The sequence below is a fragment of the Mycobacterium liflandii genome, from assembly GCF_022354805.1.
GTDB classification, from domain to species: domain Bacteria; phylum Actinomycetota; class Actinomycetes; order Mycobacteriales; family Mycobacteriaceae; genus Mycobacterium; species Mycobacterium marinum.
The window spans coordinates 970,866-984,232 of the sequence record NZ_CP023138.1 but is presented as its reverse complement, the minus strand read 5'-3'; the positions used below and the strand labels follow the sequence as shown (position 1 = coordinate 984,232).

At 67.1% G+C, this 13,367-nt stretch carries 7 protein-coding genes and 2 pseudogenes; 5 read left to right on the top strand and 4 right to left on the bottom strand.

From position 1 onward, the window contains the following. The first annotated feature begins 51 nt into the window (after positions 1 to 51). Entirely contained in the window at positions 52 to 2,934 is a 2,883-nt protein-coding gene (mmpL3, locus tag CKW46_RS04540) for a trehalose monomycolate exporter MmpL3 (protein ID WP_015354201.1), read from the top strand. A gap of 60 nt (positions 2,935 to 2,994) precedes the next feature. Here the strand turns inward: mmpL3 and CKW46_RS04535 are convergent, their stop codons facing one another. Beyond that, positions 2,995 to 4,164 carry an AI-2E family transporter gene (locus CKW46_RS04535; protein ID WP_015354200.1) on the bottom strand — a complete coding sequence of 390 codons (1,170 nt, stop codon included), beginning with the start codon at positions 4,162 to 4,164 and terminating at the stop codon, positions 2,995 to 2,997. Between the two features lie 182 nt (positions 4,165 to 4,346). Here CKW46_RS04535 and CKW46_RS04530 point away from each other — a divergent pair, with 182 nt between their 5' ends. Further along, a complete protein-coding gene (locus CKW46_RS04530; protein WP_015354199.1) occupies positions 4,347 to 5,564 on the top strand; it encodes a lysylphosphatidylglycerol synthase transmembrane domain-containing protein in 1,218 nt (405 codons plus the stop codon). A 1-nt stretch (position 5,565) separates the two neighbouring features. Here the strand turns inward: CKW46_RS04530 and CKW46_RS04525 are convergent, their stop codons facing one another. Beyond that, positions 5,566 to 6,075, bottom strand: coding sequence for a hemophore (locus CKW46_RS04525; RefSeq protein WP_015354198.1), 510 nt, complete (start codon positions 6,073 to 6,075; stop codon positions 5,566 to 5,568). Between the two features lie 354 nt (positions 6,076 to 6,429). Here CKW46_RS04525 and CKW46_RS04520 point away from each other — a divergent pair. Further along, a pseudogene (locus tag CKW46_RS04520) lies at positions 6,430 to 9,445 on the top strand (MMPL family transporter). Continuing rightward, positions 9,442 to 9,981: a helix-turn-helix domain-containing protein gene (locus CKW46_RS04515; protein ID WP_482052879.1), complete on the top strand. Its 540-nt coding sequence runs from the start codon at positions 9,442 to 9,444 to the stop codon at positions 9,979 to 9,981. The pseudogene CKW46_RS04520 and the gene CKW46_RS04515 overlap by 4 nt, the downstream one beginning before the upstream one ends. Here the strand turns inward: CKW46_RS04515 and CKW46_RS04510 are convergent. Both CKW46_RS04510 and CKW46_RS04505 read right to left on the bottom strand, forming a co-directional pair. Then, positions 9,968 to 10,657 carry a hypothetical protein gene (locus CKW46_RS04510; RefSeq protein WP_482052878.1) on the bottom strand — a complete coding sequence of 230 codons (690 nt, stop codon included), beginning with the start codon at positions 10,655 to 10,657 and terminating at the stop codon, positions 9,968 to 9,970. The two genes, CKW46_RS04515 and CKW46_RS04510, sit on opposite strands and share 14 nt — an antisense overlap. Beyond that, a complete protein-coding gene (locus CKW46_RS04505) occupies positions 10,654 to 11,301 on the bottom strand; it encodes a hypothetical protein (protein WP_012392416.1) in 648 nt (215 codons plus the stop codon). Before CKW46_RS04505 ends, CKW46_RS04510 begins: the two co-directional genes overlap by 4 nt. A 42-nt stretch (positions 11,302 to 11,343) precedes the next feature. On the opposite strand from CKW46_RS04505, the pseudogene CKW46_RS04500 reads away from it, so the two are divergent. Continuing rightward, positions 11,344 to 13,338: pseudogene (locus CKW46_RS04500) on the top strand (M13 family metallopeptidase). The last annotated feature ends 29 nt before the right edge of the window (positions 13,339 to 13,367 follow it).

Below are 13,367 nucleotides of genomic sequence, written 5' to 3'. Positions count from 1 at the left end.
AAGCAAAGCAGAGCAATGCGCGGGTCGTTAACGATCCAGTAAGGAGCTCACGTGTTCGCCTGGTGGGGTCGAACTGTGTACCGCTACCGATTCATCGTAATCGGTGTCACGGTGGCACTATGCCTCGGCGGCGGCGTCTTCGGGCTGAGCCTGGGTAAGCACGTCACGCAGAGTGGTTTCTACGACGAGGGCAGTCAATCTGTGACGGCCTCGATCCTTGGCGACGAGGTCTACGGCCGCGACCGAACCGGCCACATCGTCGCGGTCTTCAAGGCCCCGGACGGCAAAACCGTCAATGACCCGGCGTGGTCGAAGAAAATCACCGACCAGCTGAACCAGTTTGTGAAAGACCACCCTGATCAGGTGCTGGGTTGGGCCGGCTACCTCAGGGCACCGGACAGCACCAGCCCGGTCATCAAGGGCATGGCCACCGATGACAAGGAGTACACGTTCGTCTCCATCCCACTCAAGGGCGACGACGACGACACCATCCTCAACAACTACAAGGACATCGCGCCGTCGCTGCAGAAGCTCGACGGCGGCACGGTCCAGCTCGCCGGCCTCGAGCCGGTGGCCGAGGGGTTGACCGGCACCATCGCCACCGACCAGCGCCGGATGGAAGTGCTGGCCCTGCCGTTGGTGGCCGTGGTGCTGTTCCTGGTCTTCGGTGGCGCGGTGGCGGCCTGCCTCCCGGTGATGGTGGGCGGGCTGAGCATCGCGGGCGCCCTGGGCATCCTGCGGCTGGTGGCGGTGTTCGGGCCGGTGCACTTCTTCGCCCAACCCGTCGTCTCCCTGATCGGTCTGGGTATCGCGGTGGACTACGGGCTGTTCGTGGTCAGCCGGTTCCGAGAAGAGATCGCCGAAGGCTATGACACCGAGACGGCGGTACGCCGAACGGTGATGACGGCCGGGCGCACGGTGGCCTTTTCCGCGGTCCTGATCATGGCCTCGGGGGCGAGCCTGCTGATGTTGCCCCAGGGCTTCGTGAAATCGCTGACCTACGCCCTGCTAGCCGCGGTCGGCCTGGCCGCCCTGCTGTCGATCACACTGCTGCCTGCGTGCCTGGGCGTGCTGGGCAGGCACGTCGACGCGCTCGGCGTCCGGACCGCGTTCCGGGTGCCGTTCCTGCGGAACTGGAAGGTGTCGCGGGCCTACCTGAACTGGCTGGCCGACCGGCTGCAGAAGACCAAGACCCGCGAAGAGGTCGAGGCCGGCTTCTGGGGCAACCTCACCAACCGGGTGATGCGCCGCCCGCTGGTGTTCGCCATCCCGATCGTCCTCGGCATGATCCTGCTGGTCATCCCGCTGTTCAACCTGTCGCTGGGCGGCATGAGCGAGAAGTATCTGCCACCCAACAATGCGGTGCGCCAGTCGCAGGAACACTTCGACCAACTCTTCCCGGGATACCGCACCAATCCGCTGACCCTGGTGATCAAATCGACCAACAATCAGCCGGTCACCGACCAGCAGATTGCCGATATTCGCAGCAAGGCGATGTCGATCAGCGGGTTCATCGACCAGGACAATGACGCGGACAGTATGTGGCAGGAGCGCAGCTATGCGCCCGGTGGATCCAAGGATCCGTCGGTCCGGGTCCTACAGAACGGGTTGATCAACCCGGGTGACGCGCCCACCAAACTCGCGGAGCTACGCGCGATCACACCTCCCAAGGGCCTCGAGATATTTGTCGGCGGGACCCCGGCGCTGGAACAGGATTCGATTCACAGCCTGTTCGAGAACATGCCGGCGATGCTGGTCATCCTGCTCACGACCACCACGCTGTTGATGTTCCTGGCGTTCGGTTCGGTGGTGCTGCCAATCAAGGCGGCGGTGATGAGCGCGCTGACGCTCGGGTCCACGATGGGCATCCTGACCTGGATCTTCGTCGACGGACACGGGTCGGGCGTACTGAACTTCACCGCCACCCCGCTGACCGCGCCCGTCATCGCACTGGTGGTGGCGGTCGGATACGGCCTCGCCACCGACTATGAGGTGTTCTTGGTATCCCGCATGGTCGAGGCGCGCGAAAACGGCATGTCGACTCAGGAGGCGATCCGGATCGGCACGGCAACCACCGGTCGCCTCATCACCGGCGCCGCACTGGTGCTCGCCGTGGTCGCCGGCTCGTTCGTGTTCTCCGACCTGGTGATGATGAAGTATCTGGCGTTCGGGCTGATGGCGGCGTTGCTGCTGGATGCGACCGTGGTCCGGATGTTCCTGGTGCCGTCGGTGATGAAATTGCTCGGCGATGATTGTTGGTGGGCGCCGCGCTGGATGCGCCGCCTGCAGACCCGCATCGGGCTCGGCGAGATCCAGTTGCCCGACGAGCGGAAGCGCCCGGCCAACAACGGCAGCGCCCGCCCACCCGTCAAGGCCGCCCTGGCCGCGGCCACGGCCCGCGCACCGCATGACCCCACCCACCCGTCGGCCCCCGAGGCGGCTCGGCCGTCCCGTTCGGGCGGGCCCGCGCGAACTGAGCTCGGGTCGGCCCAGAGCGGTCCGTCCAGCGCCGGCACCAAAGAGATCCAGACCAGGGCCAGCCAGCCAAGCGACCCCCCGACCACCCGGCTCACGGCACCGGGGGCGCCACCCGCTCGCGGATCCAGCAATCCGGCTCCACCGGCGCAGACCCGGCCCACCACGCCGGCGCCTCCCGCACCGGCCCCGCCGCCGGCGCCATCCGCCGGTCAGACGCGAGCCATGCAGATTCCGACAAACCGTTCCAGCGACACCGGCGGCGACCCGGCCGATCCAACGGCCGCGCTACCGATCCAGCGCCCGGAAGGGACCGACACGGAGGCCGCCACCGAGCAGCTGAATGCGCGCGGTGGGCAACCAGACGGCGGCGAGAATCCGCGGCCACGCCGCCGCGGAGCGGGCGGGGCCGGCGGGCTCAGCGCCCAGGATCTGCTGCGTCGTGAGGGACGCCTGTAGCAACGCCCCGGCGCCCGCAACCGGGCGCTGCGGGTACGGCCAGCGGTTCTACGCGACCGCCTAAGCGCGAGTTTGGTCAGCGCCGGCTTCGGCCTCAGTACCCTCGTCGGGCTCGTCGGGTTGCGCCGCGATGAGGGCCAGCGGATCCTGGTCCTGCTGCTGCGCTTCCGCGATCGGATCCTCGGCCAACAACACCCGCATCGCATTGTTGAGGAATGCGACGGTGGGGACCGCCAGCAAAGCACCGACGATCCCGGCCAGCACGCCGCCGGTGGAAATGGCCAGCACCACACCCAGCGGGTGAATCGAGACCGCGCGGCCCATGACCAGGGGCTGAAGCAAATGCGCCTCGAGTTGATTGACGGCAATCAGCAAGGCCAGTGTGAGCAGGGCATACACCAGCCCCTTGGCCAGCAAGGCAACCACCACCGCCAGCAAGCCGGAGATCAACGCACCGATCAGCGGGATGAACGCGCCCAGGAACACGATGGAGGCCAGCGGCAGGGCGAGCGGAACACCCATAACCGCCAACCCTGTCCCCACGCCGGCCGCGTCGGTCAGGGCCACCAGGAAGGTGGCCCGCACATACCCGATCAGTGACCCATAGCCCGCGCGTCCGGCCGCCATCGCGCGGTCACGGACATGGGCCGGGATGATCTTGGCGACGTACTGCCAGATGTTGCGGCCGCCGTAGAGGAAAAAAATCAGCGTGAACAACACCAGCACCGCGGCGGTCAGCAGTTCGGTGATGGTGGCCGCGGTGGAGATCGCGCCGCTGGTCAACTTCGCCTGGTTGTTGTGCAGCGCTTCGATCGCGGCGTTGCCCGCGTTGTCTATCTGTTCACGGCGCAGGTGCGGCGGCCCCTCGATCAGCCATTTGCGGCTGGAGTCGATGCTGTGCTCCACCTGGTAGGCCAGATCGGGCAGACCAACGATGAACTGGCTGATGACGAACGTCAGGATGCCGCCGAGGATGGAAAACCCGCCCAGCAAGACCAGCGACACCGCGGCACCACGTGGCAGCCCCCTGGCGTCCAGCCAGTCCACCACCGGCACCAGCAATGCGCTGAGCATCAGCGCCAGCAGCACCGGCACGACAATGATTTCGAGCTTCTTGATCACCAGCAAGAGGGCCACCAGAGCGGCCAGGATGACAAGTAAGCGCCATGACCAGGCCGCCGTCTTGCGGACCAGCGGGGCTACCGAGGCATCGTCGAGGCTCGCCGACATCCGGCAAGCCTAACCGGGCGCCGGACCCGGCTCTCCCGCAAATTCCCCCGAGCTGATCGCGGGCGCCCGCGGCGCTTCGGGCTGCCACCGCCACCACGATCCGGTCACGACCCCAGAACGAGGCAGACACGGTCAGTGACGTGCGGCGATCGTGGCATCACCTGCGCGGTTACCCTTATTCGATGTCGTTTGACGCCCCCGTCCGCAAACTCCGCCAGCGTGTGGGGGCGCTGCCCCGCGCTCGCGGGACGGAGGCACCCCGTGGCAAGTACTGGTGGCTGCGGTGGGCCGTGCTCGGCATCGTCGCGATCGTGCTTGCCGTCGAGGTGGCGCTGGGCTGGGACCAGCTGGCCAAAGCCTGGATGAGCATGTATCAGGCCAAGTGGTGGTGGCTGCTCGCGGCGATGGTGGCCGCGGCGGCGTCGATGCACAGTTTCGCGCAAATCCAGCGCACCCTGCTGAAGTCCGCGGGTGTGCACGTCCGCCAACTTCGGTCCGAAGCCGCGTTCTACGCCGCCAACTCGCTGAGCACCACCCTCCCCGGCGGTCCGGTGTTGTCGGCCACGTTCCTGCTGCGCCAGCAACGCATTTGGGGCGCCTCTACGGTGGTGGCGTCGTGGCAGCTGGTGATGTCGGGAGTGCTGCAGGCGGTGGGCCTGGCACTGCTCGGCCTGGGTGGTGCCTTTTTCCTGGGCGCCAAGAACAACCCGTTCTCACTGCTGTTCACCCTGGGCGGGTTCATCGCGTTGCTGCTGCTTGCCCAGGCGGTGGCCTCACGTCCGGAGTTGCTCGAGGGAATCGGCCGCCGGGTGCTGGCGTGGGTCAACTCGATCCGCGGCCGGCCGGCCGCGACCGGCATGGAGAAGTGGCGTCAGATTCTCATGCAACTCGAGTCGGTGAGCCTGAGCCGGCGCGATTTGGGAGTGGCATTTAGCTGGTCGCTTTTCAACTGGATCGCCGACGTCGCGTGTCTGGGCTTCGCCGCATACGCCGCGGGCGACCACGCGTCGGTCGCCGGGTTGACCGTTGCCTATGCGGCGGCCCGCGCGGTGGGCACCATCCCGTTGATGCCGGGTGGACTGTTGGTGGTCGAGGCCGTGCTGGTGCCTGGTTTGGTATCCAGCGGCATGGCCCTGCCCAACGCCATCTCCGCGATGCTGATCTATCGGCTGATCAGCTGGTTGTTCATCGCCGCGATCGGCTGGGTGGTGTTCTTCTTCATGTTCCGCACCGAGAAGGCCGCCGATTCCGACGCTGGCGACCCGCCAACCGACCCAAATCTGGCGATCGTCATCCCCATCCCGGGCGAACTGTACGAGGACCCGGCCGAAACGGCCCTGCAAGGTCCGCTACCGCCCCCCGACCGCGGGTGCGAGGGCAACCCCGGACGCGTCGGCTAGCTCAGCCGGCGCGGTTCGCCGGCGCCGGCCCGGGCAGCGGGCCCGCCGCCACGGGCAGATTCCCCGGCGTCAGCGGCAGCCCAACGGCCGGTAGTCCCGACAAAGCACCGCCATCTTGGGCCGCCTGCGCCAGCCCCACCGCCTGCGACAGCGTGATCGGCAGCCGGCACTGCGTTGAGAGATTGGTCAGCGGCTGCGACAGCGACTGCAGGTCGCTGGCGACTTTGGGATTCTTCTCCAGATAGCTCTTCAGCGATCCGAACGATTGCGGGCCCGCGGAGCCCTGGAAGGCCGCGGTCATCGCCTGATTGGTCTCCGGATGCGAGTCCAGGTAATCGCCCGTCTGCTTGGCGACCGAACCGATCGTTCTGGCCACTTCACTGGCGGCACATGGATCGGTAGCACCGGTGGCCGCCGGCTCTGCCACCGTCACGAGCGCGAGGCCCGGCAGCCCGACGGCGACCAATGCGGCGAACAGCCCGCGGCGCTTTGTCGCATTGCCTGACTTCATGGATAACTCCTCATGGATTGCATAACGTACGAATTCCCTTGCCACGCCAGTGGCGGCGATCAGCGACGCATTCCGTCGCGATCTGTCTGGACTGTCCCGGGTTGGTACTCGGATCGACCCAAGTCCCCCGCGTGGACATCAGCCATACTGCCATCTCCGGCGCGGGCACCGCCAACTCGCGCCGCGGCCCTGCGGCCACCCGGTGAACTTCACAGTGTCTTCCGAGCGTCCTGGCAGTGTCGGCATCGTTGCAGCTCAGCAACCAATAAACGGACCTACTCCACATTTGTCTGCGGTAGGCTCGCGAGCAACGCGTCGCGTGAGAATTACGGGGAGTCCGACATCCAGCAGTTCATGATGCGCCTGAGCCGCAACCTGCGCAGATTCCGCTGGTTGGTGTTCACCGGATGGATGCTGGCTCTGGTCCCGGCAATCTATCTGGCGCTGACTCAGTCAGGGAATCTCACCGGTGGCGGCTTCGAGGTCGCCGGGTCCCAGTCACTTCGGGTACACGATGTGCTCGAGGCGCAATACCCCGACCAGGGGGCATCCTCGCTGGCCCTGGTGGCGACCCCGCGCCCGGATGCCAGCTACCAGGACATCACCGACGCGGTCGCGCAACTGAGACGAATTGCCGGCGAATTTCCCGGGGTCTCGGAGGTGCCCGACCCCACCCAGCGGCCCCGGCAACCCGATCGGCCCTACGTGGTGTCGCTGCGCCTGGACGCCCGCAACGCGGGCACCAGCGACCTCGCCAAGAAGCTGCGCGCGCGAGTCGGCGTGGAAGGCGACAAACCGGGACAGACGGCGGATGGCCGGGTACGGCTCTACGTCATCGGCCAGGGTGCGCTCAGCGCCGCTGCGGCGGCGAACACCAAGCACGACATCGCCGCCGCGGAACGCTGGAACCTGCCCATCATCCTGATCGTCTTGTTGGCGGTGTTCGGCTCGCTGACCGCCGCGGCCATCCCGCTGGCGCTGGGGATCTGCACCGTCGTGGTCACGATGGGCCTGGTCTACCTGCTGTCGATGCACACCACGATGTCGGTGTTCGTGACGTCGACGGTGTCGATGTTCGGCATCGCGCTGGCCGTCGACTACTCGCTGTTCATCTTGATGCGTTTCCGCGAGGAGTTGCGCTCCGGCCGTCAGCCCCAGGAGGCGGTGGACGCCGCCATGGCCACGTCCGGGCTGGCGGTGGTGCTGTCCGGCATGACCGTCGTCGCCTCGCTCAGCGGTATCTACCTGATCAACACACCGGCGCTGCGATCCATGGCCACCGGGGCGATCCTCGCGGTGGCCGTCGCCATGCTGACATCGGCCACCCTGACGCCCGCGGTGCTGGCCACCTTTGCCCGGGCCGCCGCCAAGAGGTCGGCCCTGCTGCATTGGTCGCGCCGGCCGGAAAGCACCCAGTCCCGGTTCTGGACCCGCTGGGTGGGCTGGGTGATGCACCGGCCCTGGATCACCGCGTTGTCGGCTTCGGTCGTGCTGCTGCTGATGGCGGCACCGGCGGCGTCGATGGTACTGGGCAACAGCCTGTTACGCCAGTTCGATTCCTCGCACGAGATCCGCGCCGGGGTGTCCGCGGCGGCCCAGGCCCTGGGGCCGGGCGCGCTGGGTCCGGTCCAGGTGCTGATCAAGTTCCCCGACGGCGGCGCCTCCACGCCCGCACACAGCCAGACGGTCGGCGCGGTCCGCCAGCGGATGGCCCAAGGTCCCAACGTCACCACGGTGGCACCGCCGAAATTCGCCGAGGACAACGACAGCGCGCTGCTGAGCGCGGTGCTGTGGGTGGATCCCGAGGACATGGGTGCCCGCCACACCGTCGACTGGATGCGCAGCGAGCTACCGCAGGTTGCCGGCGGCGCCCAAGTCGACGTCGGCGGATCGACCGCGCTGATCAAGGATTTCGATGACCGGGTGTCGGCGACCGAGCCGCTGGTGCTGGCCTTCGTCGCGCTGATCGCCTTCGTGATGCTGTTGATCTCGATCCATTCGGTGCTGCTGGCGCTCAAGGGCGTGCTGATGACCTTGCTGTCGGTGGCGGCGGCCTACGGCAGCCTGGTCATGGTGTTCCAATGGGGCTGGGGGAACGGCTCGGCTTCCCCAGCTGACCTCCATCGACTCCACGGTGCCGCCGCTGGTCCTGGCGATGACCTTCGGGCTGTCCATGGACTACGAGATCTTCCTGCTCACCCGAATCCGGGAACGCTTCCTGCACACCGGCCGGACCCGCGACGCGGTGGCCTACGGCGTGAGCACCAGCGCACGCACCATCACCAGTGCGGCGCTGATCATGATCGCGGTGTTCTGCGGATTCGCCTTCGCCGGCATGCCGCTGGTGGCCGAGATCGGCGTCGCCTGCGCCGTCGCGATCGCGGTGGACGCCACGATCGTGCGGCTGATCATGGTGCCGGCCCTGATGGCGATGTTCTCGCAGTGGAACTGGTGGTTGCCCAGATGGCTGGGCCGGATCCTGCCGTCGGTGGACTTTGACCGGCCGTTGCCCGAGGTCGACCTCGCTGACGTCGTGGTCATTCCCGAGGACATCGCCGCGACGATTCCGCCTGGCGCCGACTTGCGCATGGTGCTCAAGTCGGCGGCCAAGCTCAAGCAGCTGGCACCCGACACCATCTGCGTGGCGGACCCCCTCGCATTCACCGGCTGTGAGCGGGTCGGCAAGGGGCCGGAGCGGATTCCCGAGCTCGTCAAGGACGGCCTCAACCTGGCCGGCGGCACCGACACCGCGGGACCGGGCGGTGCCGCTGAGGCCAAGAACGGTTCCAACGGGCAGTCGGCCGCGCGAAAGGCCGTCGGCCTGGCCTACCGCAGCGGCATCGCGCGCGCGATGTCGTGGGCGGAGCGCCCGGTCCATCCGGTCACCGTGTGGCGCGGGCGGCTCTCGATCGCACTGGACGCGCTGGAAACCAACGCCTCCGAGCGGCGGGCCGGCCCGGGCAGCGGGCGAGAGCCCAGCTACCGGCGGCGCAGCCCGGTGGAAACCACCAACGTCCAATTCCCCACCGGGGACCGGCTGCTGATCCCGACCGGGGCCGAAACGTTGCGTCTCAAGGGCTACCTGATCATGAGCCGTAACAGCAGCCGGGATTACGCCGAACTTGCAGACATGGTCGAAGCGATGGAACCCGAGACCGCGGCCGTCGTACTGGCGGGGATGGACAGGTACTACTGTTGTCAACCGCCAAGGCGGCAATGGATCGCCACCCAGCTGGTTCGGCGTCTTGCGGATCCGCATCCGTCTGATGTCGACGTTGAGTGGCCCCAACCCGATGACAAGGCAGACTGGGAGGAAGTCCGGCAACGCTGTCTGGCGGTGGCAGTAGCCATGTTGGAGGAGGCGAGGTGACGTTGGCAACCGACCAGCGGAAACCTGCGCAAGTACAGCCGCCGCACCGCCCCGATGGTGACAACCGCGAGCACTTCGTTGACCAGCCGGTGGAATTTTGGCCGACGGCAGCCATCCATTCCGCGCTACAGAGCGGCGATATCGCCACCTGGAAGCGCATCGCCGCCGCGCTCAAGCGCGACCCCTACGGTCGCACCGCGCGCCAGGTGGAAGAGGTCCTCGGCGGAGCCCGGCCGATTGGCATCTCCAAAGCGCTGTGGGAGGTGCTGGACCGGGCCCGAGCCCATCTGGAAGCCAATGAGCGCGCCGAGGTCGCCCGTCACGTCAAGCTGCTGATGGATCGATCGGGTCTGGGCCAACAGGAATTCGCGTCCCGCATCGGCGTTTCGCCCGAGGACCTGGCCGCCTACCTGGACGGCAGCGTGAGCCCGTCGGCTTCGCTGATGATCCGGATGCGTCGCCTGTCCGACCGGTTCGTGCGGGTCAAGAACACCCGCGCGGCCGACTCCGACCAGGACGCGGCTAGCGGGAGTTGATCGGCACCACGTCGAGCACCAGCCAATCGTTGCCGCGCTTGGTCAAACTCACCCGCAACGCGGGCGCGGCCTGACTGGGCGGTTGACCGGGCGAGTTCTGGGTCACCCGCAGAATCACCGCGACACTGGCCGCCGACGGCCCCAGCGCCTCAGCCCCGGCCGACAGCGTGTCGGCCTGGGCGGTGATCTTGTGTTGCACCAGATCGGCGCTGGATTTGGCGTACTGCGCTTTGAACTCCGCGACCCGCTCGGGCACCATCATCGCGGCGGCCCGGTCGGCTGACGCGTTGGGCGCACCCGGCGAGAAGGAGGCCACCGCCTCGGCCATTCCGGTGGCGATCGCGACCACCCTTCGCGAGTCCCGGTTGAAGTCGCGGTCGGGGGACGTCCAGTGGGTGTATCCGGTCAGCACCGCGGCCACCAACGCAGCAGTGCACAAAAAGACCACCGCCAGGCGCAGCCCGGGCGCCTCGTCGTCGGTGCCTACAGTGACCGCATCGCGGCGGAACAGCCAAAAATTGACGGCCACCCCTTCCAGGACCAACAGGACCAGGACCGAGCACGCCGATATCCACCACCACGGCCAGCCCAGGATGAAACCGATCATGACCAGCGCCGCGATCGCGACCAGCGGGGCCAAGATGTCGAATGCGGCAAGCCGCCATGCGTTTCTCATCGGATCGAAGCCAGCCCGGAGACCAACAGCTTGCCGTCGACATCGGAGACTTCCACCCGCAGGCTCCAATGCACCGTCTGCGGCTTGACGCCGGCGTTCTCGGCGACCGATGTCGCCACCAGCAGCACCGAGTCTGTTCTGCTGGCAAACGGCGGCAGCTTGGTGGTCACCACCGGCCGAGCGGTACCGGGCCGGGTGTCCAGATCGCGGTGCACCGTTTCGATCGCCACCGCCTCGATCCGGCCGCTGCTGTGTGTCTGCAACTTCTCCACCACCTGCCGGTAGGGCTGCACGGCCGCGTCGAAGTCGGTGTTGAGCTGTCCGACCGTGCCGTCGTGCAGCTGCTGCAGGCTGGAGTCGATGTTGCCGGCGTTCATGTTGATCAGCACATCCGTCCATTCGGCGGCGGCCTGCATGACACGGGTCAGGTAGACACGCTCGGAGATTTCGTCGCGGTGGCCGATCCAGATCAGCACACCGAGCACCACCGCGGCCACCGACAGCACGCCGAGGAAGGCCGAGCCGACGCCATAGCTGGAGAACATCCCTTCGCCGGACGACTCCCCCTCGGTAGCGGCGGGCGCTGAGTCTGCAGAATCCGGATCGGAGTCTTTGGCGGTATCGGCCGCGGCGTCGTCTGGCATGGCCCGATCGTCGCACTTGAAATGAGGTGAAAAGATGGCGGGGTGACGTATGCGGCTGTTCGCTCGGGTATCGACCTGAGCCATGTAGATCCTGATGCCCGTCCGCAAGACGACTTGTTCGGCCACGTCAATGGTCGCTGGTTGAAGGAATACGACATACCCGCGGACCGGGCGACCGACGGCGCATTTCGCCACCTGTTCGACCGCGCCGAGGAGCAGGTGCGCGAGCTGATCATCGAAGCCAGTCAGCAGGGCGCCGCTACCAGGACCGACGAGCAGCGCATCGGTGACCTCTACGCCAGCTTCCTCGACGAGGAGACCGTCGAGCGCGTCGGCCTGCAGCCGCTGCACGACGAAGTGACCGCGATCGATGACGCCGCCGATCGCGACGCCCTGGCCGCGGCTATCGGGGCCCTGCAACGCACCGGGATGGGCGGTGGCGTCGGGCTGTACGTCGACACCGATTCCAAGGACTCGACCCGCTATCTCATGCACTTCTCCCAATCGGGCATCGGCCTGCCCGACGAGTCCTAGTTTCGGGAGGAGCGCCACGCCGCGGTGCTGGCCGCCTACCCCGGGCACATCGCCCGGATGTTCAGCCTGGTGTTCGGCGGCGACAGCACCGACCACGCCGACGTCGCGGCGCGCATCGTGGCGCTGGAAGCCAAACTGGCCGCGGCCCACTGGGATGTGGTGAAACGCCGCGATGCCGAACTCACCTACAACCTGCGCACGTTTGCCGAACTGCAGACCGAAGGGTCGGGATTCGATTGGAGGGGCTGGGTCACCGCCGTGGGCACCACCCCGGCCGCCGTTGCCGAACTGGTGGTGCGCCAACCCGATTACCTACGGACCTTCGCGTCGCTGTGGACCAGCGAAAGCCTCGAAGACTGGAAGTGCTGGGCGCGCTGGCGGTTGATCCGGGCCCGCGCTCCGTGGCTGACCAGTGACCTGGTTGCCGAGGACTTCGAGTTCTACGGCCGCAGGCTGACCGGCGCCGAGCAGATTCGGGACCGCTGGAAGCGGGCGGTGGCGCTGGTGGAGAGCCTGACCGGTGACGCCGTCGGCAAGCTCTACGTGCAACGGCATTTCCCGCCGGATGCCAAGGACCGCGTCGACAAGCTGGTGGCCAACCTGCGGGAGGCCTACCGGGTCAGCATCACCGACCTGGACTGGATGACCCCCCAGACCCGCGAACGGGCATTGACCAAATTGGCCAAGTTCACCGCCAAGGTCGGCTATCCCGTCAGATGGCGCGACTACTCCAAGTTGGTGATCGACCGCGGCGACCTCTACGGCAATTTCCGGCGCGGCTACGCGGTCGACCACGACCGGGAGCTGGCCAAGCTCGGCGGCCCGGTCGACCACGATGAGTGGTTCATGACGCCGCAGACCGTCAACGCCTACTACAACCCCGGGATGAACGAAATCGTGTTCCCGGCAGCGATTTTGCAGCCACCGTTCTTTGATGCGCAGGCCGATGACGCCGCCAACTACGGGGGAATCGGCGCGGTCATCGGACACGAGATCGGGCACGGATTCGACGACCAGGGCGCCAAATACGATGGCGACGGCAACCTGGTCGACTGGTGGACCGATGCCGACCGTACCGAGTTCGCACACCGGACCAAGGCATTGATCGACCAGTACGAGGCCTACGTGCCGCGGGATCTGGCGGCTTCCGAGGGCCCGCCGCATGTCCAGGGCGCGTTCACCGTGGGTGAGAACATCGGCGATCTGGGCGGACTGTCCATCGCCCTGTTGGCCTACCAGCTCTCGCTGCAGGGCAAGCGGGCTCCGGTCATCGACGGTCTCACCGGCGTGCAACGGGTGTTCTTCGGCTGGGCTCAGGTGTGGCGCACCAAATCACGTGACGCCGAGGCGATCCGGCGGCTCGCCGTGGACCCGCATTCCCCGCCGGAGTTCCGGTGCAATGGCGTCGTGCGCAACCTGGACGCGTTCTATGACGCGTTTGACGTCACCGAGGACGACGAGCTGTTCCTGACTCCGCAGAGCCGGGTCAGGATCTGGAACTAGCCCCTGACCCCGGCGAGCAGACACAAACT